Here is a 25634-nt window from a genome sequence, read left to right on the forward strand (position 1 = left end):
GGAAGGAAAGCGAAAGACCATGAGAATTTGCCATGAATAATTGCAATGCTCCGCGCCGGTGACATTGCGAGATTCGGCCGCAACCCTCGATTGACAGCGATACGAAACCGGCCACAGGTAGCGACGACGCGCTGCCGGGCAAAGGCACCAGCGCACGAGCGCGCAGGAGCTGCTCAGGGGTCATGGACACGTCGTCCGCGAAGCTTCCGGCCTTCACCTACCTGACGGTCGAGAACGCGGCGCTTTACCGCGCCATCATGCGATCGTTCGTCGAGGCGCGGGAGCGCTTCGTGCTGCACCTCAGGCCGGCCGACGTCGGCCGCGCCGTCCGCGATGGCGGCCTCGACCCGGCCTCGGTCGAAGCGTCGCTCCAGAAGCTCTGCGAGTGGGGGAACCTGCAATCCCACCTGGACACGGCGGATGTCGCGACCGTCGAGGAGTTCTACCGGCCGCGCTTTCTTTACCAGCTCACGCCGCAGGGAGAGGCCGTGGAGCGCGCGGTGGGCGCCTACGTCGAGGCGCTCGCGCAGCGCGGCGAGCTGAAGGCCGCGGCGCTCGACGACATCCGCACGCTGCTCGAGAGCGTCGCGCGGATGCTCGCCGGGCCGGAGCTCGACGACAGCGCGGTCCACCTCGCGCTCTCGACGCTGCGCGCGCGCTTCGACGAGCTCACCACGCAGGCGCAGGCGTTCATGGGCAGCCTCCAGCGCAGCATCGATCTGCACGGGGCCGACGTGGCGAGCTTCCTCGCCTACAAGCAGCGCCTCATCGACTACCTCGAGCGCTTCGTCGGCCAGCTCGTCGTCGCGACGGCGGACATCGCGGAGCTGCTCGGCCGCGTCGACGCGGCGGCCGCGCAGCGGCTCGCGGAGAGCGCCGGCAGGCGCGAGATCGCCGACGCCCTCGACGGCGAGGAGGCCGACCTCCGGGCCGCGTCGGCGCGGTGGGCCGCGCGGATCGAGGGCTTGCGCGGCTGGTTCATCGGCCGCCCGGGCACGCCGTCCCAGGCGGAGGAGCTCCGGGCCCGCGCCCGCGCCGCGATCCCGGCCCTGCTCGCCGCGATCGCGAGCCTCCACGACCGCCGCTTCACCCGCAGCGACCGGGCGGCCGACCTCCGCGCCCTCGCCCGATGGTTCGCCGCGTCCCCGAGCGACGCCGACGCCCACCGGCTCTGGCGCGCCGCGTTCGCCCTCGCCTCGGCCCGGCATCTCTTCATCAACGAGGAGGCGATCGCCGAGCGAGAAGGCGCGCCGGTCCCGGCCGCGCGGTCGTGGTTCGACGCGCCGCCGCTCCGCATCTCGCCGCGCCTCCGCGCCACCGGACGGCACGCGCGGCCCGGGCGCCCGAGCGATGTCATCGACCGCTCCCGCGAGAAGGCGCTCCTCCTCGCCCAGCAGGACGAGGAAGCGCACGCGCTCCGCGCCGCGCGCGCCCAGCTCGCGACCGGCCGGCCCACGCGCCTGTCCCAGCTCGGCGAGCTCTCGCCCTTGGCCTTCGAGATGCTCCTCGACTGGCTCGGCGAGGCGCTCGCCGCCGGCGACGGCGAGATCCTCTCCGCGGACGGCGCGATCGCCATCTCGCTCTCGCCCACGCGCGACGGTCGGACCGCGACCATCACGACGCCCGCGGGCACGTTCAGCGGTCCGGATCACGTCATCACGCTGCGCGCCGTCGCGCCGGACGAGGCCGCCCCCGCGCCGCGCCGCGCGCCTCCGCCCGCGCCGGCGCCGCCGGAGGGCCCGTGACGCGCGCCCTCGAAGCCCAGGCGCGGCACGAGCAACAGCAGGCGATGCGAGCGCTCCTGAAGAGCCCGCTCCTGCCCGCGGCCGGCGCGCACGCCGCGTCGTTCCTGCTCGTGCGGCGCCACGCCGCGGCGCTGCGCGCCTGGTTCGCGCGCTTCCCCCGCTGGTCGCTGCACGTCGAGGTCGAGCAGGCGCGCCTCCGCAAGACCCCGGCCGACCTCGCCGACGGCACCCGCCCCGCGTTCGACCCCATCCACGGCACGCCCTTCACGCGGCGCCGCTACGTGCTGCTCTGCCTCGCCCTCCTCGCGCTGGACGGCGAAGATCGCCAGACCACGCTCGGGCGGCTCGCCGGGCGCGTGATGGGCTACTTCGCCGGAGATCCGGCGCTCGCCCAGGCCGGCACCTTCGCGCTCGACGTGCAGGACCAGCGGCGCGACCTCGTCCACGTCGTGCGCCTCCTCCTGGACCTGCGCGTGCTCGCGCGCGTCACGGGAGAGGAGCAGGGGTTCATCGCGGATCAGCGCCGCGACGTGCTCTACAACGTGAACCGGCCCGCGCTGGCCGCGATGCTGAGCGTGCGCCGCGGCCCGTCGACCGTCGAGACCGACGACCTCACCGCGCGGCTCGCGTGCCTCGTCGAGGAGCTCGCCCCGGAGACCGAGGACGGAAGGAACCAGGCGCTGCGCGCCCGCCTCTTCCGCAGGCTGCTCGACGATCCGGTCGTCTATTACGACGACCTCGGCCCGGACGAGCGCGCCTACCTCACGAGCCAGCGGCCGTTCATCGTCGGCGAGATCGAGGCGGCGACCGGGCTCGTGGCCGAGGCGCGGCGCGAGGGGCTCGCCATGGTCGATCCGCACGAGGAGCTCACCGACCTCGCCATGCCGGAGGAGGGCACCGAGGGCCACCTGACGCTGCTCGTCGCGGAGTGGCTCGCCGGCCGCGCGCGGAACGACGAGCGCGTCGGCCGGGCCGCGGTCGAGCAGCACGTGGCGGGCCTCATCGCCGTGCACCGAGGGCGCTGGAAGAAGGCGGCGACCGAGCCAGGCGCGGAGATCGAGCTCACCGACCTGGCGCTCGCCCGGCTCACGGCGCTCCGGCTCCTGCGCTGGACCCCGGCGGGCATCGAGCCGCTCCCGGCGCTCGCCCGGTACGCCGTCGCCGCGCCGGCCGGTCCGCGGGCGCAGACGACGAGCACACGCGCGGCGACGCCGCCCGCCGAGCGGGCGCGGGAGCCGATGCCCACAACGACCGAAAGCACGCCGTGATCCTGCCCTCGCCCTCGACCCGACGCTGGCAGCCGCTCCGCAGCGGGCTGCTCAACCTCTACCGCTACGACAACGAGGAGTTCCACTTCGAAGGGGGCCGGCTGCTCCTGCGAGGCAACAACGGCAGCGGCAAGTCGCGCGTGCTCGCGCTGCAGCTCCCCTTCCTGCTCGACGGCGAGGTGAGCCCGCATCGCCTGGAGCCGGACGCGGATCCCGCGAAGCGGATCGAGTGGAACCTGCTGCTCGGCCGCTACGAAGAGCGGCGCGGCTACACCTGGATCGAGCTCGGCCGGCGCGACGACGACGGGACCGAGCATTACCTGACGCTCGGCTGCGGCCTGCACGCCGTCGAGGGGCGCGGGCTCGCCGGCAAGTGGCTGTTCGTCACCCAGAAGCGCGTCGGGCGCGACCTGTTCCTGCAGAGCGCGGGGGCCGCCATCGGCAAGGAGCGGCTCGAGGCGGAGATCGGCGACAGCGGCGACGTGTTCACGAGCGCCGCGGCCTACCGCGCCGCCGTCGATCGCCGGCTCTTCCGGCTGGGCGAGCGGTACGGCGCGCTGCTCGACCTCCTGATCCAGCTCCGGCAGCCGCAGCTCTCGCGCAAGCTCGACGAGGCGCAGCTCTCCAGGGCGCTGTCGAGCGCGCTGCCCCCCGTCCCGCCCGCGGTCGTGGCGGACCTCGCCGACTCGTTCCGGAGCCTGGAGGCAGATCGCGCGGGGCTCGACGGCTTCCTCGCGGCGAACGCGGCGTCGGCGGCGTTCCTCGACGAGTACCGCCGCTACGTCCGGGTCGCGGCGCGGCGCCGCGCCGCCGGCGTGCGGGGCACGCACGCCGCCTACGAGGCCGCCATGCGGGAGCTGCGGGCCGCGGAGGCAGGGCTCGAGCGGGCGAAGGCCGGCGTGGAGGAGGCGGCGACGCGCGAGCAGGAGGCGTCGCTCGCGGAGCGCGGCGCGGCGCGCGAGGTCGAGACCCTGAGCCAGCGCCCCGAGATGGATCAGGCCCGCGCGCTCGACGAGGCGCGCCGGGCGGCGGACGCCGCGGCCCGCGAGGCGGAGGACGCGGAGCGCGAGCTCCGCCGCGCCACGGAGCACGCCGGGCAGCGCGCGCGCGATCTCGAGGGCGCCGAGGCCGACGCGCGCGCCGAGCGCGGCGCGCTGGCGGAGGCGCTCGCCCTCGTCGAGGGCGCGGCCTCGGCCGTCGCGCTGGCGCCGCCGGCGCTGCCTGACGGCTGGGAAGCCGACCCGGAGCGCGCGTTGCCAGGCGCGCGCGCTCGCCTCGACGCCGACGTGACCGACCGCCGCCGGGGCGTCTCGCTCGTGCGCGGGCTCGACGTCGAGCTCGCGGCGGCGCGCGCCGCGCTGGAGCGCGCGAGGGCGGAGCTCTCGGCGGCCGCCGCGCGGCTCGAGCGCGCGCGGGAGCGGGCGCGCGGCGCAGAGGAGCAGCGGGAGAAAGAGGCGGACGCGCTCATCCTCGCCTGGCGCACATGGGCGGCCGGGCTCGCGGAGCTGCGCGTCTCCGGCGCGGAGGTCGAGGAGCTCTGCGACGCCCTCGCGGCGTGGTGCGAGCGCGGCGACGGCGAGGGCCCTGCGGCGCGGGTGGCGCACCGCGCGCTCGCCGACGTGCAGGGGCGGCTCGCGGCGGAGCGGGCCCTGGCCGACGGCGCCATCGCGGCGGCGGAGGCGGCGCGGCGCGCGCTCGAGGAAGAGCGGTCCGCGCTCGAGCGCGGCGCGCACCGCCCGCCGCCGCCGCCGCCTTCGCGCGCCCCGGACGCTCGCGAGGGGCGCCCTGGGGCGCCGCTGTGGCATCTCTGCGAGTTCGCGCCCGAGCTCGGTCCGGCCGCGCGCGCGGGCCTGGAGGCGGCCCTCGAGGCGGCCGGCCTGCTCGACGCATGGGTGACGCCCGACGGGCAGCTGCTCGCGGAGGGCGTGCTCGACACGGCGCTGTCGGGCGCCGGGGTCCCTGCGCTCCCGCGCGAGCGGCAGCTCGGCCGCTGGCTGCGCGCGGCGCCGGGCGAAGCCGGCGGCGCGGAAGGCGCCGCGGGCGCCCCGCCGGTGCCGCCGGAGGTGGTGGACCTGGTGCTCGCGCGGGTCGGCGCCGGGCGCGGATCGGGGCGGGTCTGGGTCGACGTGTCGGGCAGCTTCGCGCTGGGGCCGCTGCACGGCGCCGGGGCCAAGGCGGAGGCGGAGCACATCGGTCAGGCCTCGCGGGAGGCGGCCCGGAGGCGGCGGCTCGCGGCGCTCGAGGCCGAGCTCCGCGCGGCGGCGGCGGCTCGCGCCGCCGCGAGGGCGGCGCTCGCGGAGCTCGATCGCCGGGAGCGCGCCGCCCGGGACGAGGCGGCCCGGGCGCCGTCGGACGCCCTTTTGCGGGGCGCGCTCGCGGCGGAGCAGGCGGCGGCGGCGGGCGTCGTCGATGCGCGCGCGGCGGTGACCGCGGAGGAGGAGCGCGCGCTCGCGCGGCAGCGGCGCGAGGCAGAGGCGCTCGCGGAGCGCGACCGGGCCGCCCGGGACCTGCGGCTCACGGCGTGGGTCGACGCGCTGGATCGGCACGACGCCGCGCTCGCCGCGCTGGAGCGGGCCGCGGCGGCGCTCTGGCCGACCGCGCGCGCCGCGGCGCTCGCGGCGCGCCGCGCGCGTCAGGCCGAGGAGGAAGCGCGGCTCGCCGCCGAGCGCGCCGCCGACCGCGGTGACGCGCGGCGGCGCGCCGTGGCCCGTCGCCACGACGCGGAGGTGCGCCGAGACACGCTGCAGCGGACGACGGGCGCGCGGGTCGAGGAGATCCTGCGCCAGCTCGCGGCGGCGCGAGCGCGGCACGAGGCGCTGAGCGCTGCGCTCGAGGGCGCGCAGAAGGCCCACGTCGACGCGCGCGTGGAGGAGGGGCGCGCGCACGAGAGGCTCGAGCCGCTCCGCGACGCCGTCGAGCGGGCGACCTTCGAGCGGGCGAAGCAGATCGAGTCGCTCGCGGTGATGGCGCGGGCCCGCTTCCTCTCGGTGCTCGATCTCGCGGACGTGGAGCTCACGGCGGACGTGGCCGCGGGGTGGTCGCCGACGCGGGCGGTCGAGGTGGCGCGGAGGATCGAGGCGTCGAGCGGCGATGTCGAGCACGACGACAGGGCGTGGGACCGGCTGCAGAGGGGCATTTTCCGGCACGTGGAGGCGCTGCGGGACGCGCTCTTGCCGCACGGCTACGGGCCGCAGACGACGAGCGAGGACGGGCTCATCGCGGTGACGGTGCCGTTCCAGGATCGGACGTGGGCCGTGCACGACCTCCAGCGGATGCTGGCGGACGAGGTGGCGCACCGCCGCATGATGCTGGACGCCCGGGAGCGGGAGGTGCTGGAGAACCACCTCATCGGCGAGGTCGCGAGCCACCTGCACGACCTCTTGCACCGGTGCGAGGCGATGGTGCGCGACATGAACCAGGAGCTCGAGGCGCGGCCGACGAGCACGGGGATGAGGCTGCGCTTCTCGTGGACGCCGCTCGCGGAGGGGCCGCCGGGGCTCCCGGAGGCGAGGCAGCGGCTGATGCGCGCGGGCGGCACTTGGTCGCTCGCCGACCGCGAGCTGCTCGCGGGGTTCTTGAAGGCGCGCATCGAGGAGGTGCGCGCTCGGGACGAGGCGGCGAGCTGGCAGGAGCAGCTCGCGAGCGCGCTCGACTACCGCGCGTGGCACGCGTTCGCGGTGGAGCGCCACCAGGACGGCATCTGGAAGCGGCTGACGCGCCGCACGTACGGCACGGGCTCCGGCGGTGAGAAGGCGCTGGCGCTGACGATCCCGCAGTTCGCGGCGGCGGCCGCGCATTACCGCAGCGCGGATCCCCACGCGCCCCGGCTGATCCTGCTCGACGAGGCGTTCGTCGGCATCGACCCCGACATGCGCGCGAAGTGCATGGGGCTGCTCGCGGCGTTCGACCTGGACTTCGTGATGACGAGCGAGCGCGAGTGGGGGTGTTACGCGACGCTGCCCGGCCTGTCGATCCACCAGCTCACGGTGAAGCCCGACATCGACGCCGTCGGGGTGACCCGGTGGGTGTGGAACGGGCGGGAGCGGGTGCGCGCGAGCGGCGCGGCAGCGCCGGCGGAGCCGCCGCGCGCCACGCCGGGGCCGATGTTCCGCGACGGCTCCTCGTGAGCGGCGACCGGCTGCGGAAGGTCCTCGGCGCGCCGGAGCTCGGGTGGATCATCGAGAAGGCGCGGCGGCGGCTGGAGCGCGGCCAGCCGCTGCGGGGCGCCGTCGTGCGGCGGAGCGCGCCGGCGGCGGCGGAGCGCGCCGCGGTGGAGCGCCTGCTCGGCCGGGTGATGCGCGGGGCCGTCCTGTCGGTGTCGCTGGATGAGCTCGACCAGCTCCTGCGGGACGCGGAGATCTGCGCCGGCCTCGAGGCGGCGGTGGCGGCGCTCGCGGGGCCGGCGTGGGACCGCCGCGCGGAGGCGGCCCGGGTCGAGGCGGCCTTCCGGGCGATCTTCGAGGAGGCCGCGGCGGCGTGTGAGCGCCGGGCGGAGGTGGTCGCGTGGCTCGACGATCTGCGGGCGACCGGTCTCGTACGGCGGCTGTCTTGCGGCGATGTCGAGGTGGCGCGGCGTCTCCTGCGGCAGGGGGTGGAGGTCGTCCGCCGCTTGCCGGCCGAGGGCATCCCGCTCGCCGAGCTCGCGGCGTCGGCGACCGGCGACAGCCACGCGCTCGACGCAGGCGCGCCGCTCGGCGCGCTGGTGATCCGGTTCGCGGCGGCCGTCTCCGGGGTGGCGCGGTGGGCGCGCGCGGCGGAGCGGCGGGACGTGTGGGATCAGTCGGGCGTGCTGCTGGACGAGCTGAGCGCGCCGGTGCTGGTGCTCAACCTGGGTGCGGCGCCGGACAGCCTGGCCGGCCGGGTGCTGGCGATGCACGCGGAGGCCGGGGAGCCGTGCCGGCTCGCGGTCCGGCAGCTCCGGCGCGCGCCGCCGCGCTTCGATCTATCAGGCCGCGAGGTGTTCGTCTGCGAGAACCCTGCGATCCTCGCGGCGGCAGCCGATCATCTCGGCCCGCGCGGGGCGCCGCTCGTCTGCGTGGAGGGGCAGGTCCGGACCGCGGCGCGGCTCCTCCTGGAGCGCCTCCGCGGCGCCGGGGCCACGCTGCGGTACCACGGCGATTTCGACTGGGGCGGCGTCCGCATCGGGAACGTGGTGATCGGGTGCCACGGCGCCCTGCCATGGCGGTACGGCGCTGCGGACTACCGCGAAGCGCCGAAGGGGGTGGAGCTCGCCGGGGCGCCGGTCGCGGCGGCCTGGGACGAGGCGCTCGGCGCCGCCATGCGCGAGGACGGGCGCGCGGTGCACGAGGAGGGGGTGGTGGTGGCGCTGCTCGCGGACCTGCGGGCCGCGGGCGCGCGCTGATCTGGTGCGCGCGCCCATCTGGACACGCCGCACGCCCATCTGGACACGCCGCACGCCCATCTGGACACGCCGCACGCCCATCTGGACACGCCGCACGCCCATCTGGACACGCCGCACGCCCATCTGGACACGCCGCACGCCCATCTGGACATGCCGCAGCCCATCTGGACACGCCGCACGCCCATCTGGACATGCCGCAGCCCACCCGGACACGCCGCTCCCCTGCCTGCGCGCCGTGCGGCAGCGCCGCGCGTCCGGCTCGCCCGCTAGCGCCGCCTCACATCAGCGACGAGCGCGCGGCCTTCGCGCGCTCGTCGCGCTCCTTCAGGTGCTCCAGGATGATCACCGCCGTCTCCTCGATGGCGCGCCCGGTGACGTCGACCACCGGCCATTCCGGGTGCGCGGCGAAGAGCCGGCTCGCGTAGTCGAGCTCCTGCCGGACGTGCTCGCGCATCGCGTAGTTGGTCTCGGCGGGCATCCCCAGCTGCCGCAGGCGCGCCTGCCGGATCTCGCAGAGCTGGTCGATCCCGATGGTCAGGCCGACGACCCGGTCCTGGGGGGCATCCATGAGCTCGGGCGGCGGCGCCACGCCGAGCACGAGGGGAAAGTTCGCGACCTTGAGGCCGCGCTGCGCGAGCAGCGTCGACAGCGGCGTCTTCGACGTGCGGGAGACGCCGACGAGGACGATGTCCGCCCGCTTGAAGTTCCGCGGCTCCTTGCCGTCGTCGCTCTTCACCGCGAACTCCACCGCCTCGATGCGCCGGAAGTACTCCTCGCTCAGCGGCAGCATCGCGCTCGGCAGGTTGATCGGCTCCCGGTCGAGGAACGTGCCGAGCCGGACGATGAGCGAGCCGATCAGATCGATCGCCTCGATGTTCAGCTGGGCCGTCGAGGCGTGCACGAACTCGCGCAGCTCGGGGCTCACCACCGTGAACACCACGAGCGCGCCCTCCCGGGCCGCGCGCTCGAGCACCGGCCGCGCGATCTCCGGCGTGCGCACCCGGGTGTGGAGGCGGATCTGCACCCCCGCGTCCGGGTACTGGAGCAGCGCGGCGCGCACGGCCTTCTCGGCCGTCTCTCCCGTCGAGTCGCTCAGGACGTCGATGAACTTCGGCTTGTCCATGTCCGATGCCTCCGTCGCCGTGTCGGCGCAGGCGCTCGAGGCAGCGGTCGTGCCTCGGCGTTCAGCGGGACGCAGAGGATCGCCCGCGAGCGCGGGGCGGGTCAACCAAACAGCCCCTTGAGCTTGTCCATGAAGGTGACCTGCTGCGGCTGCACGCTCTCGCCGAGCTCCTTCGCCAGCTGGGAGATGAGCTCCTTCTGCGAGGCGGTGAGCTGCGTCGGCACCTCGACGCTCACCTCGACGAGCTGATCGCCGCGCCCGCCGACGACGCGGCGCGGTATGCCCTTGCCCTTGATGCGGAGCACCGAGCCCGGCTGCGTGCCCGGGGGGATCCGCAGCCGGCCCTTGCCGTCGAGCGTCGGGATCTCCAGCTCGCCGCCGAGCGCCGCGCGCGCGAACGAGATCGGCACGGCGCACACCACGTCGTCGCCGACGCGGCGGAAGAGCTCGTGCGGCGCGACGCGGATGGTGAGCTCGAGGTCGCCCGGCCCGCGATCGGGGCGGACGGCGTTGCCGCCGCGCTCCACGAGCCGGGTCGCGCCGTTCTCCACGCCCGGGGGGATGGTCACCTCGATCGTCTTCTGCTTCGCCGCGAGGCCGGCGCCGCGGCACGTCTTGCACGGGTCGATCACGATCCGCCCCGTGCCGCGGCACTTCCCGCACGGTCGCTCGATCGCGATGGGGAACATCCCCTGCTGCATCCGGACGCGGCCGCGGCCCGCGCACGCCGCGCACCGCTCGGTCGACGAGCCGGGCGCCGAGCCCGAGCCGGCGCAGTCGCCGCACGGCTCGACGCGATCGTAGGTGATCTGCTTCGTGCAGCCGAACGCCGCCTCCTCGAAGCTGATCCGCACCTCTTTCTGGAGCGTCCCGCGGTCGCCCACCTTGATGCCGAGGGCGCCGAGCAGGTCGCCGAAGATGGCGTCCAGGTTGAGGTCCTGCATGTCGAAGGGGACGCCCTGGAAGCCCGAGCCGGCGGCGGCGCCGACGGCGGCGGGGCCGAACCGATCGAACGCCGCGCGCTTCTGCGGGTCGCTCAGGATCTGGTAGGCCGCGTTCAGCTCCTTGAAGCGGACGTGCGCGCCCTGGTCCCCCGGGTTCTTGTCGGGATGGTGCTGCGCGGCGAGCCGCCGGAAAGCGCTCTTGATTTCATCCTGCGTCGAGGAACGCTCGACGCCCAATACTTCGTACGGATCCCGCACGAGGTGCGAAATAGCATCGATCGCCCCCCCGGGACAGCGGCTACCGGCGGGGCTATCAGGCCGATTTCCGCGCGGCTCCGGCGAGCTCGCGCTTCATCACCTTGCCCGTCGGGTTGCGCGGCAGCGCGTCGACGAAGACGATCTCGCGCGGGACCTTGGGGCCCGCGAGCGCGGCGCGGCAGTGCGCCCTGATGTCGTCCTCGCTCGCGGACGCGCCGGGGCGCAGGGCGACGAACGCGCGCACCCGCTCCCCCCAGGCGCGATCCGGCGCGCCCACCACGGCGGCCTCGGCGACCGCAGGGTGATCGTGGAGCACCGCCTCGACCTCGGCGGGGTACACGTTCTCGCCGCCCGAGATGATGAGGTCCCGCTTGCGACCTTCGATGTGGTAGCAGCCGCGCGCGTCGCGGCGCGCGAGGTCGCCGACCGAGAAGTAGCCGTCCAGCGTCGACGCGCGCGTGGCGCCGGGATCTCTGTGGTAGCCGGACACGAGCAGGGGGCTCCTCACGTAGAGCTCGCCCACCTCGCCGTCCCGGCACGGCTCGCCGCCCTCGCCCACGAGCAGGAGCGCGCTGCCGGCGACCGGGCGCCCGATGGTGCCCGGCGACGCGCGCAGATCCTCGGGGCCCGCGATCGTCACGATGCCCGTCTCGGTCGCGCCGTAGAAGTTGAAGAGCTTGTCGCCGAACACCCCCATGACCTCGGCCGCGAGCGCCGGCGGCAGCGGCGCGCCGCCCGTGAAGATCGCGGTGAGCGACGACGTGTCGTAGGCGCGGAGGCGCGCCTCGCCGAGCTCGAGCACGCGGTGGAGCATCGTCGGGACGACCGCCGTGGTGGTCACGCGGTAGCGCTGGATCGCCTCGAGGAAGAGCTCCGGATGGAACTCCGGCAAGATCACGATCGTCGCGCCGAGGACGAGCGACAGGTTCACGAAGCCGAACGCGGTGAGGTGGTAGAGCGGGCACACGGCGAGGTGCACGTCGCCCGCGCGCATCGGGGTCGCGCCGATCGCCCCGAGCGCCGACACGACGACCCCGCCGCCGAAGCCGCGCACCGCGCCCTTCGGCTTGCCGGTCGTGCCGGAGGTGTACATCACCACCGCGGCGCGCTCGCTCCGGTCCGGCGCGGCGCCGGGCTCGGCGAGCAGCTCGTCGAAGCGCGAGAAGCCCGGCGCGCCCTCGCCGACCGCGATCATGGCCTCGGGAGGGATCCCCTCTAGCCGGGGCGCGGCCTCGCGGATCACGTCGGCGATGTCGGCGTCGAACACGAGCAGCCGCGCCCCGGAGTGGCCGGCGAGGTACGAGAGCTCCGCCGGGGTCGATCGCCAGGAGGCCGTCACCACGGACGCGCCGACGCGGGCGAGCGCGATCTGGCACATCACGAACTCGGGGCGGTTCTTGAGCGCGAGCAGCACGGTCGCGCCCGGGCCCACGCCGCGGCGGTCGAGCCCGTGGCCGAGCCGCTCGATCGCCTCGTTCAGCGCGAAGAACGAGTAGACCCGATCCTCGGCCGGGGCCGTCGCCTCCCCCCCGGCCGCGCGGCGCCCGAGGCCCCGCGGATCGATCACCGCGATGCGGTGCGGGCTGTTCTCGGCGTAGAACCGGAAGAGGAGCGACGGGTTCGCCCTGCCCTTCGCGAGCTCGCGCGCGAGGACCTTGAGCCCCGGCCAACGCAGCGCGGCGAGGAGCCCCGTCTGCGTCACCGCCCGCCCCGCGACGAGCGCCCCGTCCTTGAGCGCGGACGCCCTGCGCCGCCCGCTCGCGAGCGCCGCCCTGACATGACCGAGTTCCATGACCGGCGACTTTACTCTGGCCCTGGCGCGCCGTGGTAGGGTGGGGCCGTGACGGAGCCAGACCGCCGCACAGCCCATCGCGCCGCGATCGAGCTGAGCGTGGAGTACAAGCGACTCAACACGTTCTTCGCCGACTACACGCGCAACATCTCGAAGGGGGGGACCTTCATCCGCACGGAGCGCCCGCTCGCGGTGGGCACCGAGTTCGTCTTCGCCCTCTCGATCCGCAACCTGGCCGAGCCGCTCCGCCTCCGCGGCCGGGTGAAGTGGATCGTGATGCCCGCCGAGGCGACGGAGACGGCCCCGGCGGGGATGGGCATCGAGTTCCAGTACGCGAGCGACGCGGAGCGCGGCGCGACCGAGGCCGTGGTCGAGCAGCTGATGATGAACGAGCTCGGCGAGACGCTCGCCTCCAAGCTGCTCGGCCGCAGGCTCGGCGACGGCTCGCGGTAGCGCCGGGACAGAGCGCCCCGGGGGGTGCGCGCACGCTGTGCCCGTGTACACTGCCCCGCAATGTCGCTGCCGACCCTGCCCCCCCGGCGCCGTCTCGCCCGGGGCCTCGCCGCGCTCGCCCTCGCGCTCTCTCCCCTCGCCTGCGCAGCCTCCGGCACGCCGGGGGCGAAGGGGCCGCCCGGCGCCGAAGGCCGCGCCGCCCCCGTCGAGGTCCGCGACGCCGATTTCTCCGCCAGCCTCTACACGATCGTGCGCGACGGCAAGCAGAGCCCGCAGCGCACGGGCCTGCTCATCGGCGTGGTCCGCCGGCAGCTCGCGCACGCCGCGGCGCGCTTCCACGCCGGGCGGGCCGACCGGGGCGTCGACAGCGTCCGCGGCGCGCTCTACCTGGTCCGTCCCGGCGAGGGCCACGCCGAGATGATCGACGCCGTGGGCGAGCGCGCCCTCGCCGGCGCGATCGAGCGGCTGAGCCCCCGCGGCGACGAGGGGCGGGTGCGGGCGCTCATGGAGCTCCGCGCCGCCGGGCTGCCGGCCGGCAGCCGGGCCCGCGCCGAGGTCGACGAGCACCTCACCGCGCTCGATCGCTGGATGAAGGACACGCGCACCGGCGGGCCGCTCGAGCAGCTCGGCATGGAGCAGCGCGCGTCCGTCACGCGCGCGCTCCTCGACAGCCGCCCGGAGGCGATCCAGCGCGCGGCCGCCGCCACCGCGGCGTGGATCGACCGCGCGATCGAGTTCAACATCGAGTACCGGCAGGGGGGGAAGCGGCCGGAGCGCGAGGAGGCGGTCGAGGCGGCGCGCGCGCTGGAGTCGGGCGGCGCGAGCATGGCCGCGCTGTTCCTGCGCTACGGGGACGCGAAGGGCGCGCTCGAGCAGATCGACCGCACGAGCGCGCGCCGGGTGATCCCGCCCGGCCTGTACGACCGGATCCAGGCGGCGGCGTCCGACGGCGACGCGGTCTCGTGGCAGGCGCTCGCGGCGGCCTTCGCCAACCACGACACGCAGGAGCGCGACGCCGAGACCGGGATGCTGCAGGACCTGCTCGATGGGGCGATCTGGGGCACGGCCCTGGAGGCCTACCGGCGCGACCCGCAGAGCTACGACAGCGCCACGCTGCTCTCGCAGGTGATGATCCGCCTCGGCATGTCGGAAGTGACGCCGCTCCTCCTGGCCGGCGCGCTCGGCGACCGGCCGAGCGCCGGCGCGCTCGGGGCCGCGCTGGGGCTCGTGCTGAGCGCGCTCTCGGAGGAGGCGTCGAACGACGACGTCGAGGCCGCGCGGCGCACCTACAACGCCGCGGGGCCGCTGCTCGTGCTCGCCGACCGGGCGGCGCGCGGCGGCGCCGCGCTGGATCCGTCGGGCGCGCGCGTCCGGTCCCTCATGGCGTCGCTCGAGCTGCGCGCCGGCAACCTCGCCGGCGCGCTGCCGCTGCTCCGCGCGGCGACGGCGGCCGAGCCGACGGTCAACGGGCTCACGCTGCTCGCGATGGCCGAGCGGCAGTCCGGCGAGCTCCAGGCCGCGCTGGAGGACGTGCGGCGGGCGCTGGGCGCGCCGGACGCGCGCACCGCGCCGCTCGAGGTCATCCAGGCGCACCTGCTCGCCTTCGAGCTCCACCGCGAGGCCGGCACGCAGGACCGGGCCAAGGAGTCGCTCGACGCGGCGCTCACCGCCGCGCTCGACGCCCGGCAGCGCGCGCGGGATCCCGGCGCCAAGGCGCGGACGGAGCGGCTGCTCGCGCGCATCCTCGACGGCTACGGCGACGAGAAGGGCGCGACCCGGGCCTACGAGCGGGCGTTCGCCCTGGTGGCCGCCGAGCCGCCGCAGCTCGGCGCCACGATGCTCGACGCCGTGGGGCGCGCGCTCGTCGAGCGCGATCTCCCCGCCGCGCGGCGGGCGCTGAAGCGCGGCCTCGAGGCGAACCTGGACGAGGAGGATCTCGTCTACGGCGGGCTCTGGGTCCTCCTGCTGGAGCGCTCCCTCGGCGTCGCGACGGACGGCACCGCGGGCCGCGCGCTGGACAGCGCGGTGAGCCGCGCGTCCTGGACAGGAAAGCTCGCGGCGTGGGCGAACGGCAGGATCAGCGACGCGGATCTCGGCAAGCTCGCCCAGAACGCAGCGCAGCGCGTCGAGGCGCAATTCTACACGGCCATGGCCAAGAAGGCGGCCGGCGACGCGGGCGCGGACGAGCGGCTCCGGGCGGTGTCGAAGAGCCCCGTCATCGACCTGCTCGAGGTGCACCTCGCGCGCGAGATGCTGGCCCCCGAGCTGCGGATCGAGCTGCCCCGCAACGCGAGCCTCCCGTAGCGGCCCGGGCTGCGCCGCGGCGAGAGCCTCCCTTCAAGGTGGGATGTCGTCCCCGCGCCGGGCAGGTGGCGAGGGGGTCGGATGGTCGGCGCGCGGCGCGCGAAACCGCATGCGCGGAGAGAAAATGACTTCCACGCGTGCGCGCTCTTGTTCGATCATCGATTGATGTCCGATGACCGGAACGATCCGCTCGAGAAGCTCGCCTCCGCTCACCGGAGCCTGGAAGAGAACCTGAACGACCTCGCGCGCGCCGCGCGGGCGCTCGGCGATGCCCGCGGGCGGGCCGGCGCGCTCGAGGGCCTCTCCAGCGTGGTGGCCTACTTCGAGCGATCGATGAGCCGGCACCACGAGGACGAGGAGCGCTCGCTGTTCCCGCGGCTCGCGGTGCTGGAGGCCATCGCGCCGACGCTCGAGCGCCTCCGGCAGGAGCACAAGGCGCATCAGCGCGCGATCAACGAGCTGCGCGCCGCGATCGAGCGAGACGGCGGCGCCGAGGCGCTGGAGAAGCTCCCCCAGCTCATCGAGGACCTGCGCGCCGCGTACCATCGCCACGTGACCTGCGAGGAGCAGGAGGTGTTTCCGGCCGCTCGCCGGTTCCTGCAGGCCTCGGCCATGCAAGGGATCATGAACGAGATGGAGACGCGCCGGGGGCGCGGCGGGCAGGGCAACCCCGCCAAGGGGATCAGCGGGCGCCCGTACCGGCCCGGCGGGATGCGCAGGGGCCCGTGACGGCGCGGCGAGCTCGACGCGCTGCCCAGCGCGCGCTCGCCCAGCGGAAAGAGCGCCGCGCTGACTAAAACCGATCTTCGCTCGCGCGCTCCAGCGCCGCGCGCAGGTAGTTCTGCGCCCGCAGCGTGTACGCCCCGTCGGGGTGCTGGTCCAGGTGGCTGCGGAACGCGTCCGCCGACTGCACGAACTTCCCCAGCCGGTAGAGGGTGATGCCGCGGGCGAGGTGCCTGGGATACGCCGGATCGAGCGCGGCGAGCTCGTCGATCTTCTTCAGGCGGTAGTGCTCCTCGGCGCGCTGCGCGTCCGCTGCCCGGAGCGCCGCCGCGGGCGAGCGCGGCCCCGGATCGCTCGCCTGCGAATCGAGGAGCGCCGCCGCGTCCGCGGCGGGAGGCGCCGCGAGCTCCTGCGCGCTCCTCCCGCTGAGCGGGTGCGACAGCAGGAACTTGTACAGCGCGCGCTCCTCGTCGAGCGCCACCCCGAACGGCGCGCGCCGCAGGCCCACGATCGCGTCCCAGCGCTTCTTGAACAGCGCCCCGAGCGCGGCGCCATCCAGGGCGACGCGGCGCGCCTCGCCGCCGCCGCGCGGCCCCGCGGCCCCTGCCCTCAGCCACGCGTTGCGGCGGAGCAGCCCGGGGAAGTTGCCGCCGAGCTCGCGGAGCTCGTCGGACGCCTCGCCGGTCGCCTCGAAGCGGCGCACCTCGCGGACGAACGAGCTCATCTGGTAGGCGCGCAGCCGGAGCACCGCCTCGTCGCCCTGGGCGAGCGCGGGGCCGACGGCCTCGAGCACGCGCTTGCGGGCGGCGAGGAGCTCCGCCTCGGTGTGATCCGCGTCGGCGTCGACGATCCCGAACGCGCGGATGGCGGAGCCGAGCGCGCGCACCTCGGCGTCGAGCCCGAGCTGCTCGGCCTCGCGGGCGCGGGCGATGTCCGCGTCCCGCACCCGCGCGAGGGCCCGCGCGTCGGCGAGCGGCAGCGGCAGCTCGGCGGGCTCGACCGCGCGCGGCACCGCGAGGATCGCCGCGCAGCCCGCGATGAAGACGGCCACGAGCCCCGGCTCCCAGCCTTCGAGGTGCCGCCGCAAGCCGCGGCGCTCCGCCGCGCGCTCCTCGATCGCGCGCGCGGGAAGAAATCGAAGACGACGAAGGCGACGAAGAAGCCCACCGGCCGGGCCACGGGTCGACGGGGCCGAGCGCGGCTCCCGGCGCTTGACAGAGGCGCTCTCGGCTCGCGACATTGATCGTCTCCTCTCCGCCTCAGAATACCCCACGCGGCGACCTCCAGCGCCGCGCACCGAACCAGCGAGGAACGTGCGAGATCACCGCAAGCACCCGCGCAAGCCCATCGAGCTCTCGATCGCGTTCCGGATCGGCGACGGCCCGCGCATCGATGCGATATGCCGCGACATCAGCCTCGGCGGGATGTTCATCGAGACCACCTCGCCGGCTCCCTTCGGAGCGAGCATCGAGGTGCTGCTGTCGCTGGAGGGCCTGAAGCAGGCCGCCGCGATCCCGTCGGTCGTGCGCTGGACCACCCCCGAGGGGATGGGGGTGCAGTTCGGGGTGATGGGTGCGCGGGAGACCTACGCGCTCACGCAGCTCCTCGGCTCGCTCTGAGCCTCCGCGCGGCGGCCGCGCCGCGCTCCCCGCCGCGGCTGCGCTCAGTCCTCGAGGATGAAGGGGATCGCGAGCTGCATCGGGCCCCCCGCGAAGCGCCCCTGGTAGAGGCCCTCGGCGCACGCCTGCAGCGCGGGCCGGAGCGGCGGGTCGAAGCGCATGGCGGCGACGCTGCCGTCCGGGCGCACGGAGATGCGCAGCGTCGAGACGATCGACTTGCGGACCAGGGACGGGCCGCTCGCCGTCTCGCGCGCGAAACAGCTCGACAGCTGCGACTGCACGGACGCCGGCGTCAACGCCGGCGGGGGAGGCGTCGCCTGAGCCTCGGCGACCGGCGCCGCGACCGCCGGCGCCGGCTCGATCGCCGGCGCGGCGACCGCCGAGGCGGCGGGCGCGGCGGATGTTGCGGCGGGCTCCTCCACGGGAGCCACCATCGCACGGGCGGCGGATGCTGCGGCGGGCTCCTCCACGGGAGCCACCATCGCACGGGCGGCGGATGCTGCGGCGGGCTCCTCCACAGGAGCGACCACCCCACGGGCCGCGGCGGCGCCGCTCGGCGGGCGCACGCCGGCGGTCGCGCCGGCGGTGGGCCGGGGCGGCGCGGGTGGACGCGCCGGCTCCATCGGCGAGGCGGCGGGCGCGCTGTCCTCCGGCGCGGCGCTGTCCTCCGGCGCGGCGTTGCCCTCCGGCGCCGGGCGCTGGAGGAGGCGCGCCTCGCGGCCGCCGTCGAGCGAGAAGGTGCCGCGCGACGGACCGACGAGCAGGTGCGCGGTGGTCGCGCCGCGGTACGCCGCGGGACCGACCGCGACGGTGCCGTGCTCCACGTCGACCTCCACGCGATCCGCGAGGCGGGTCACCGTGAAGAGCGTGCCGTGCACCGCGACGCGGGTGCCGTCCACCTCGACGGCGAACGCCTCGACGAGGCCCTCCTCGGGCGCGCGCGTGACGACGTCGGCCCGCACCGCGCCACGCTCGAGCGCGATCACGTGGCCGACCCCCGCCGCGCCGACGGCGCGCACCACGGCGCGGCTGTTCGGCAGCAGCGTCCAGCGCACCGAGCCGACGTCGGCGAAGGAGATCGCGTGGGCGGCGGACTCGACGGCGTCGCCCGGCCGGAGGGCGCGAAAATCCAGATCGTCGGCCGCCCCGGCGGCCCTCGGCACGTCCGCGAGATCGCGGGCGCGCGGCGGCGTCGACGTCGCCACGACGGGCGGGGCGGAGCGCCCGGCCGCGAGCACCGCGAACGCGATGGCCGCCGCGGCCGCCGCGAACGCGAGCGCGCGCCCGAGCGGCGACCGCCGCGGCGGAGCGGCGCGGCGCGGCGGAGCGGGCCGCTCGATCCGCGCGAACAGCTCGCGCTCGATCGCGTCCCAGCGAGGCTCCGGAGGCTCCTCGGCGCGGAGCAGCCGCTCCATGTGCTCCCGTGCCCGCTCGTACTGCTTTGCGCCGCTCACATGTCCTCCGCGTCGACAGCCGATTGATCCGCCGCGGGATACCGCACGGCGGCGCCTCCCACCGAAACCCGAGCGCGCGCCGCCTCCGGACCTGCGCCGTCCGCCTTGTCCGCGCCGCCCTCGGCCAGCTCGGCGGCGAGCTGGGCGAGCGCGGGCTCGGCGCGCATCATCGCCTCGATCTCGCGGCGCGCATAGAACAGGCGCGTCCGGACGGTCAGGACCGGCGCGCCGACGATCTCCGCGATCTCGGTCGGCGCGATCCCCTCGAGCTCGTGGAGGATGTAGACGACCCGCTTCTTCTCGGGGAGGCGCTCCAGCACGCGACGGAATGCGTCAATCCTGCGGGCGCGGGCGGCGTCCTCGTCCGGGAGCATGCCGCGGTCGACCTCGAGCTCGACGCTGGGCTCGCCCGAGAACACCGGCCGGGAGCGCGCCGCGCGCCGGGCCATCAGCACGGCGTTGACCGTCACCCGGTGGAGCCACGTCGTGAACTTCGACTGCCCCCGGAAGTCCCCCAGGCTCCGGTGCACCTGGATGAACACCTCCTGGATGACGTCCTCGGCGTCGGCGGACGGCCCGAGCATCCGGAAGACGAGCCGCGCGACGTCGCGGCGATAGCGGCGGAAGATCTCGGCGAAAGCCGTGGGGTCTCCGCTCTGGAAGCGGCGGATCCACTCGCCCACGTCGTCGGGCTCGGTCACGGGCGGAAGCCTATCCGCCCCTTCGGCGCTCATGGAGCTCGATGGCGAGGCGACCGGCTCCGGACGGCGAGAGAGGTCGTCGCCAGCGGACGTCACATCGAGCGCCACGCGCGCGCCCTCGGCCTCCCGCGCGGGCAGCTCGTCGGCGCGGCCGCTCGGCGCACCCCAGGTGAGCGGGAACAAGAACGACCGCGAGAGGTGCGCCCAGAACGCCCCCGTCTCGACCGCCACGGTATGCACAAGGCCTCTGATGCGCCCGGCAGCCGGATCATTCAGGCCGCGGCGTGGCCTCGCGCGGCGCCTCCCCAGGCCCGCAATGGCGCCCGGAAACGCACAAAAGTTGTTCCTCCGGGCACATTGGCGCGACCTTCCAGCGCATGATCATCATCGCCGTGTCGCTGACCGTGGCCCTCGTGGCCGCCGACCTGTTCGAGCTGGGCTCCCGCCGTCGCGAGCGCGCATAGCGGCCGGCGTCAGGCCCCGACCGACAAAAAGGTGCCCGGCTTGAGCCCGCTTCGGCCTAGGGCCGACAAAAAGTGCCCGGCTTGAGCCCGCTTCGGCCTAGGGCCGACGTGCGCTCAAGCCGGGCGGCGGAAAGAGCCGTAGGGGTCCGGGCCGTCCGGTGGGATCAGCCCGCGGCCTCGGCGCCTTCCGCCGCGGCGCCACCCTTCTTCGGCAGGTCGAAGAGCGCCGACAGCTCGACCTTCTCCTGCTTCTTCTGCTCCAGGATGCGGTTGACCGCGCGCAGCAGGCGCGTCTTCGCGGGGCCGCTGATCGGCTTGCCCTGCAACGCGGCGCTCAGCGTGCGGTCGGTCACCGGGCGGCCGCTGCGCGGCTTCTTGGCGCCGGCGGCCTCCTTCTTCTTCGCGGCGTCCTCGCTGCCGCGCGCCAGCCGCTTGATCAGGCGGATCGCCCGATCCTCCGGCTGCAGCCGCTCGATCTTGACCGACGCCGCGATGATGCGGCGGGGGTCGACCTTCTTTTCCTTCAAGAAATCTTCGATCTTGGTGCCCATCGTCGTCACTTGCCCCGAAAGGGCGGCGACCCTATCACGGGCGATGTCGTCGTGCATCTGCGACGTTTACCCTGCGACGTTTAACCTTTGCGTCGCCCTGGGGTAGCTTGTCGCGATGACCCTCCTGGCCGAGCTCGACGAAGCCGCACGCGTCATTCGCCAACGAATTCCAGCGCTTCCAAGCGTCGGTGTGGTGCTGGGCTCAGGGCTCGGGGGCTGGGGCGACGAGCTCTCCGGGCTCGTGAAGGTCCCCTACGCCGAGATCCCCGGCATGCCCCGGCCAGCCGTCGAGGGGCACGCCGGCTTTCTCTGCGCCGGGCGCGTCGGGGACGTGCCGGTCGCCTGCCTGCAGGGCCGCGCGCACCTCTACGAGGGGCACCCGCCGGCGAAGGCCGTGTTCGGCGTGCGCGTGCTCGCGCGGCTCGGCTGCCGCGCCGTGCTCCTGACGAACGCGGCCGGCGGCATCCACCCCGGCTTCGCCGCCGGCGATCTCATGCTGCTCATCGATCACCTGAACCTGATGGGGACGAACCCGCTCGTCGGGCCGAACGACGACGCGCTCGGCAAGCGCTTCCCCGACATGACGTACGCGCACGATCCCCGGCTGCTCGAGCTCGCGCGGGCGGCCGCGGGCGACGCCGGCGTCCAGCTGCGCGAGGGCGTCTACGCCGGGCTGCTCGGCCCGACGTACGAGACGCCGGCCGAGATCCGGATGCTGCGCACGCTCGGGGCAGACGCGGTCGGGATGAGCACCGTCCCGGAGATCATCGCGCTCCGGCACATGGGCGTGCCGGCCGCGGCGATCTCGTGCATCACGAACCTCGCGGCGGGCCTGACCCAGCGCGAGCTCGATCACAAGGAGGTCGAGGAGACCGCCCGGAGGACGCGCGCCCGGTTCACGGCGCTGCTCTCGGCGTGGGTCCGCCGCGTCGGCGCCGAGGCTGCGGCCGGGAGCGCGGCGTCGTGAGCCGCGCCCCGCAGGACCCCGGCGAACCGGCCGCCGCGGCCGAGGCGGCGCCGGCGATCGACTGGGACGCGCTCGACCGGGCGGCGCTCGCCGTCCGGGAGCGCGCGCACGCGCCGTACTCGGGCTACTGGGTGGGCGCGGCGATCCTCGTGCGATCGGGCCGCGTGTTCGCCGGCTGCAACGTCGAGAACGCCTCGTACGGGCTCGCCATCTGCGCCGAGCGCTCGGCCATCGTGCAGATGGTCGCGGCCGGCGAGCGCGATCCGATCGCGCTCACCGTCGCCACCAGCGGGCCCGTCCTCGGCAGCCCGTGCGGCATGTGCCGGCAGACCCTCGCCGAGTTCGCCGCCGATCTCCCGATCCGCCTCATCGCCGCCGGCGGCGGCGCGCCGCCCCGGCTCACCTCGCTGGCAGCGCTCCTGCCCGAGGCGTTCGGGGCGGCCGCGCTCTCGCGCTGATCGCCCCGCGCGCCGCCCCCGCCAGCGAGCGCCGCCGGCTCACTCGACCGACAGCGCGTCGTTCTGCTCGATCTGCGACAGCGCGACGGCGAGCGCCTCCCGCGCGCGCTCCAGCGAGGCGCGGTCCTCGCCCCATTTCGAGCGCGCCTTCTGCAGGCGGGCCCGCTCGACGGCGAGCTGCTCGGCGAGCTGCTCGCCCTGCACCCTCAGGGTGTCGCGCTCCTCGGTCCGATGCGAGAGCTGCGCGCCGAGCTCGCTCTCCCGCTGCTCGGCCTCGACGAGCCGACCCTGGAGCGCCTCGACGTCGCGCGCCCGCTCGGCGAGCTCACCCTGCAGGCGATCGCGCTCCCCGGTGCGGGCGGAGAGCTCGCCCGCGCGCTGCTCCAGCTGCTGCTCGAGATCGTGCGCCCGGGACTCGAGGTGCGCCACCTGGTTGCGCGCCTGCCCGAGCTCGGTGGAGAGCCCGCGGGCGTTCTCGTCCAGCTCGTGCTTCTGCGCCGCCCACGCGGCCTCGCGCTCGGCGATCTCGGCCCTTTGCGCCTCGTGGAGATCGGCGAGCGCCTGCGCGTGCGCCGCCTCGATCTGCGCCTGCCGCTCGGCGACGCGCGCCTCGAGGTCGGCCACCCGCGCCGCATGCGCCTGCTCGGCGGCGCGCACGGCCTGCTCGCGCTCCTCGACGAGCTCGCGCTCTCGCGCCGCGAGCCGCGCCGCGAAGTCGTCTCGCGCCGCCTCGAGCGCCCGCGCGTGCTCGTTCGCCTGCCCCTCGACGGCGCGCGCGTGCTCGCCCCGCAGCGCCTCCAGCGCGCCCGCGTGCTCGCGATCGCGCCGCTCCCTGTCGTCCGCGTGCTCGCGCCGCAGCGCCTCGACGGCCGCCGCGTGCTCGCCCCGCAGCGCCTCGACGGCCGCCGCGTGCTCGCCCCGCAGCGCCTCCAGCGCGGCCGCGTGCTCGCCCCGCAGCGCCTCGACGGCGGTCGCGTGCTCGCCCTGCTGCCGCTCGAGCGCGGCGACCTGCTCGGCCCGCGCCGCCTGCAGCGCGGCCGCGTGCTCCGCGCCCATCCGCTCGACGGCGGCGGCGTGCTCGGCGCGCGCCGCGTCCAGCGCCGCGGCGTGCTCCCGGTCGCGCCGCTCCGCCTCGCCCGCGTGCTCGCGCCGGAGCGCCTCGACGGCGGCCTCGTGCTCGCGCTGCGACGTCGCGACCGCCGCGTCGTGCTCCGCCCGCTGCCGATCCAGCGCCGCGGCGTGCTCCGCCCTCAGGCCATCCATCGCCGCGGCATGCTCGGCCCTGAGCCGATCGACGGCAGCGGCGTGCTCCGCCCTCAGGCCGTCCATGGCTGCCGCGTGCTCCGCCCTCAGGCCGTCCGCCGCCGCCGCGTGCTCGGCCCTGGCTCGCTCGAGCGCCGCCGCGTGCTCGCCGGCCAGCTTGTCGATGGCCGCGGCGTGCTCGCCGGCCATCCTGTCGGCGGCCGCGCGGTGCTCGGCGGCCTGCTGCTCCGCGCGGGCGGCGTGCTCGGCGCTCAGCCGCTCGACCTCCGCCCGGTGCGCCGCGGCCGCCTGCTCGAAGCGCTCCCGCTCCGCCTGCGCGCTCTCCTCGAGCTCGCGCCGCGCCGACGCCTCGACGGCGGCGATCGCCTGCGCCCTCTCGTCCGCCGCGGAGCGCAGCGCCTCCGTGTGCGCGGCCTCCGCGTCCATCAGCGCTTGCCGGGCCGCCGACAGCTCCGCGTCGCGGCCGGCGATCTGCGCCTGCAGCTTCTCGGTGCGCGCCCTGAAGTCGTCGGCGCGCTTCGCGGCGAGCTCCTTGTCGGCGCGCAGCGACGCCACCTGCGCGTCGAGGTCCTCGCTCGCGCGCTCGAGCTCCAGGATCCTGTCGACCTGGTCGGCCTTCTCCCGCTCGAGCGACAGCGCCTGATCCCGGAGCTCCAGGAGCTCCTTGTCCTTGCGCGACATCTGGTCGCGGAGCGCGAGGATCTCCTTGTCCTTCTTGTTCAGCGCCTCGCGCAGATCGAGGAACTCGCGGCTCGACACGCCGCCGGGCCTGATGCCGCTGCCGCCGGTCGCGGCCTTCGCCCTGAGCTCCTCGAGCTCACGCCGCAGGCGGACCGCCTCCTGGCTGCTGTCGCTCGTCGAGGAGAGCTCGCCCTCGAGGCGGAGCGACGTGGCGCGCGCGGCGGCCACCTCCTTCGTGAGGCGGACGATCTCGTCCTTGGACCTGTCCAGCTCGGCGCGCAGGCGCTCGATCTCGCCCGCGTCGGCGTCGGATCGCGGCGCCGGCGGCGCGGGGGTCAGCCTGCCGCGCTCGGAGACGGGGGCGCGGTAGGCGCCGCCGCGCTCGGAGACAGGCGCGCGGTAGGCGCCCCCGCGATCGGAGACGGGCGCGCGGTAGGCGGCCACGGGCGACGAGCTCACCGGCGGCACCGAGGCCGGCAAGGGCGTGCCGGTGGACGTCGGCGTCCGCGCGGACGGCGCGGCCGAGGGCGTGCGCGTCGACGGCGCGACCGAGGGCGTGCGCGTCGACGGCGCGACCGAGGGCCTGACGTCGGTCCGCTCCTCCTCCTCGTCGCGGATCAACCGGGTGAACGCGCCGCCGATGAACTCCTCGATGTCCTCGTCCGACTTGCCGGAATCCGACCTCACCGCGGGCGCCTGCGGCGGCTTCGTCGGCCCTGGCGCCCGCGCGCGATCCTGCGCGACGGCGGCGGGCGGCGGCGGCGCGGCGGACGGCGGCCGCGGCGCGACGGACGGCGGCCGCGGCGGGGCCGGCGGCGGCGGCGGCGCGGCGGACGGCGGCCTCGGCGGCGGCGGCGGCGGCGGCGCGGCGGACGGCGGCCTCGGCGCGGCGGGCGGCGGCGCGGCGCTCGCGGGCGTGCCGTTCGAGGACACCGCCGCCGTGATGATCGTGGGGTCTCCCGAGTCCTCGTCGATGTCGGCCTCGAGCACCTCGGCCTCGTCGATCATGATCGGATCGGCCTCGGCCTCGTCGCCGTCGAGCGGGACGTAGTTGCGGATGTGCTCGAGGAGCTCGCCGAACGCGATCGGCTTGTGGATGTAGTCCTCCGCGCGCGTCCTGAGCTTGCGGTGCTGCTCGAACGTCTCCTCGCTCGACTCGCTCGACATGATGACGAGCGGGACGTCCTTGAGCTGCACGTCCTTCTTGAGCTTGTTGCAGACCGAGAAGCCGTTCATGCGCGGCAGCTCGATCGACAGGAGGATGAGGTCGGGGCGATCCGCCGCGGCGGCCTGCAGGCCGACGTTGCCGTCGTCGACGACCTGAACGGTGCAGCCGAGGCGGCCGAGTTCCGTGCGGAGCTCCCCGGCGAACGCCGGATCGCTCTCAAATACGAGGACTTTCGTCATGTTCCGGGTGTGCGCGGGTTCGGAGGGGAACCCAAGATATCGGCCCCCTTCGACGAGTGTCAAACACGAGGCTGGTTGCCTCGCTCAGGCCGTCCGG

General features: G+C 75.5%; 18 protein-coding genes. 10 read left to right on the forward strand and 8 right to left on the reverse strand.

The genetic code is table 11. The features are described from left to right. Positions 1–182: 182 nt before the first annotated feature. Genes WMF20_RS34215 through WMF20_RS34230 form a run of 4 tightly spaced genes read left to right on the forward strand, consistent with a single transcriptional unit; the run spans position 183 to position 8375 of the window. Positions 183–1745 carry a TIGR02677 family protein gene (locus WMF20_RS34215; protein ID WP_437606039.1) on the forward strand — a complete coding sequence of 521 codons (1563 nt, stop codon included), beginning with the start codon at positions 183–185 and terminating at the stop codon, positions 1743–1745. Beyond that, entirely contained in the window at positions 1742–3013 is a 1272-nt protein-coding gene (locus tag WMF20_RS34220; RefSeq protein ID WP_437606040.1) for a TIGR02678 family protein, read from the forward strand. Before WMF20_RS34215 ends, WMF20_RS34220 begins: the two co-directional genes overlap by 4 nt. Then, on the forward strand, positions 3010–7140 hold the full coding sequence (locus WMF20_RS34225) for a TIGR02680 family protein (RefSeq protein WP_437606041.1): 4131 nt from the start codon (positions 3010–3012) through the stop codon (positions 7138–7140). Before WMF20_RS34220 ends, WMF20_RS34225 begins: the two co-directional genes overlap by 4 nt. Next, the gene (locus tag WMF20_RS34230) at positions 7137–8375 is read left to right on the forward strand and encodes a TIGR02679 family protein (RefSeq protein ID WP_437606042.1); all 1239 of its coding nucleotides are present in this window, start codon (positions 7137–7139) and stop codon (positions 8373–8375) included. The genes WMF20_RS34225 and WMF20_RS34230 overlap by 4 nt, the downstream gene beginning before the upstream one ends. A 277-nt stretch (positions 8376–8652) precedes the next feature. Here the strand turns inward: WMF20_RS34230 and WMF20_RS34235 are convergent, their stop codons facing one another. The 3 genes from WMF20_RS34235 to WMF20_RS34245 form a co-directional block, all read right to left on the reverse strand. Then, positions 8653–9498, reverse strand: coding sequence for a pyruvate, water dikinase regulatory protein (locus WMF20_RS34235; RefSeq protein WP_437606043.1), 846 nt, complete (start codon positions 9496–9498; stop codon positions 8653–8655). Positions 9499–9599: 101 nt separating this feature from the next. Further along, on the reverse strand, positions 9600–10700 hold the full coding sequence (dnaJ, locus tag WMF20_RS34240) for a molecular chaperone DnaJ (RefSeq protein ID WP_129578280.1): 1101 nt from the start codon (positions 10698–10700) through the stop codon (positions 9600–9602). Between the two features lie 55 nt (positions 10701–10755). Then, positions 10756–12492, reverse strand: coding sequence for a class I adenylate-forming enzyme family protein (locus WMF20_RS34245; protein WP_437606044.1), 1737 nt, complete (start codon positions 12490–12492; stop codon positions 10756–10758). A 48-nt stretch (positions 12493–12540) separates the two neighbouring features. Here WMF20_RS34245 and WMF20_RS34250 point away from each other — a divergent pair, with 48 nt between their 5' ends. The 3 genes from WMF20_RS34250 (at position 12541) to WMF20_RS34260 (ending at position 15978) form a co-directional block, all read left to right on the forward strand. Then, complete coding sequence (locus WMF20_RS34250; protein WP_129578282.1) at positions 12541–12945, forward strand: PilZ domain-containing protein; 405 nt, start codon at positions 12541–12543, stop codon at positions 12943–12945. 60 nt (positions 12946–13005) lie between these two features. Beyond that, a complete protein-coding gene (locus tag WMF20_RS34255) occupies positions 13006–15249 on the forward strand; it encodes a hypothetical protein (protein WP_437606045.1) in 2244 nt (747 codons plus the stop codon). Between the two features lie 165 nt (positions 15250–15414). Then, positions 15415–15978, forward strand: a complete 564-nt coding sequence (locus WMF20_RS34260) for a hemerythrin domain-containing protein (RefSeq protein WP_437606046.1) — start codon at positions 15415–15417, stop codon at positions 15976–15978. Between the two features lie 64 nt (positions 15979–16042). Here WMF20_RS34260 and WMF20_RS34265 read toward each other — a convergent pair whose 3' ends face one another. Next, the gene (locus WMF20_RS34265; protein WP_437606047.1) at positions 16043–17059 is read right to left on the reverse strand and encodes a hypothetical protein; all 1017 of its coding nucleotides are present in this window, start codon (positions 17057–17059) and stop codon (positions 16043–16045) included. A 226-nt stretch (positions 17060–17285) separates the two neighbouring features. Between WMF20_RS34265 and WMF20_RS34270 the strand changes: the two genes are divergently transcribed. After that, a complete protein-coding gene (locus WMF20_RS34270) occupies positions 17286–17591 on the forward strand; it encodes a PilZ domain-containing protein (RefSeq protein WP_020738867.1) in 306 nt (101 codons plus the stop codon). Positions 17592–17635: 44 nt separating this feature from the next. Here the strand turns inward: WMF20_RS34270 and WMF20_RS34275 are convergent, their stop codons facing one another. The 3 genes from WMF20_RS34275 to WMF20_RS34285 form a co-directional block, all read right to left on the reverse strand. Continuing rightward, positions 17636–19045 (reverse strand): FecR domain-containing protein, encoded by a 1410-nt coding sequence (locus tag WMF20_RS34275; RefSeq protein WP_437606048.1) that lies wholly within the window; start codon positions 19043–19045, stop codon positions 17636–17638. Then, a complete protein-coding gene (locus WMF20_RS34280) occupies positions 19042–19986 on the reverse strand; it encodes an RNA polymerase sigma factor (protein ID WP_437606049.1) in 945 nt (314 codons plus the stop codon). Before WMF20_RS34280 ends, WMF20_RS34275 begins: the two co-directional genes overlap by 4 nt. A 388-nt stretch (positions 19987–20374) precedes the next feature. Further along, a complete protein-coding gene (locus WMF20_RS34285; RefSeq protein ID WP_437606050.1) occupies positions 20375–20818 on the reverse strand; it encodes a hypothetical protein in 444 nt (147 codons plus the stop codon). Positions 20819–20876: 58 nt separating this feature from the next. Here WMF20_RS34285 and WMF20_RS34290 point away from each other — a divergent pair, with 58 nt between their 5' ends. Both WMF20_RS34290 and WMF20_RS34295 read left to right on the forward strand, forming a co-directional pair. Continuing rightward, positions 20877–21728: a purine-nucleoside phosphorylase gene (locus WMF20_RS34290; protein ID WP_437606051.1), complete on the forward strand. Its 852-nt coding sequence runs from the start codon at positions 20877–20879 to the stop codon at positions 21726–21728. Next, the gene (locus WMF20_RS34295; protein WP_237244350.1) at positions 21725–22186 is read left to right on the forward strand and encodes a cytidine deaminase; all 462 of its coding nucleotides are present in this window, start codon (positions 21725–21727) and stop codon (positions 22184–22186) included. Before WMF20_RS34290 ends, WMF20_RS34295 begins: the two co-directional genes overlap by 4 nt. Positions 22187–22225: 39 nt before the next feature. On the opposite strand, the gene WMF20_RS34300 is transcribed toward WMF20_RS34295, so the two are convergent. Further along, entirely contained in the window at positions 22226–25537 is a 3312-nt protein-coding gene (locus WMF20_RS34300; protein WP_437606052.1) for a response regulator, read from the reverse strand. Positions 25538–25634: the final 97 nt, after the last annotated feature.

This window comes from Sorangium sp. So ce834, from assembly GCF_051521425.1.
Taxonomy (GTDB): domain Bacteria; phylum Myxococcota_A; class Polyangia; order Polyangiales; family Polyangiaceae; genus Sorangium; species Sorangium cellulosum_D.

Excerpts from the sequence above, each read along its gene's own strand:
- WMF20_RS34285 (WP_437606050.1), bottom strand. The coding sequence starts at position 20,818 with ATGCACGACGACATCGCCCGTGATAGGGTCGCCGCCCTTTCGGGGCAA.
- WMF20_RS34290 (WP_437606051.1), top strand. The coding sequence starts at position 20,877 with ATGACCCTCCTGGCCGAGCTCGACGAAGCCGCACGCGTCATTCGCCAA.
- WMF20_RS34260 (WP_437606046.1), top strand. The coding sequence starts at position 15,415 with ATGTCCGATGACCGGAACGATCCGCTCGAGAAGCTCGCCTCCGCTCAC.
- WMF20_RS34245 (WP_437606044.1), bottom strand. The coding sequence starts at position 12,492 with ATGGAACTCGGTCATGTCAGGGCGGCGCTCGCGAGCGGGCGGCGCAGG.
- WMF20_RS34300 (WP_437606052.1), bottom strand. The coding sequence starts at position 25,537 with ATGACGAAAGTCCTCGTATTTGAGAGCGATCCGGCGTTCGCCGGGGAG.
- WMF20_RS34215 (WP_437606039.1), top strand. The coding sequence starts at position 183 with ATGGACACGTCGTCCGCGAAGCTTCCGGCCTTCACCTACCTGACGGTC.
- WMF20_RS34235 (WP_437606043.1), bottom strand. The coding sequence starts at position 9,498 with ATGGACAAGCCGAAGTTCATCGACGTCCTGAGCGACTCGACGGGAGAG.
- WMF20_RS34255 (WP_437606045.1), top strand. The coding sequence starts at position 13,006 with ATGTCGCTGCCGACCCTGCCCCCCCGGCGCCGTCTCGCCCGGGGCCTC.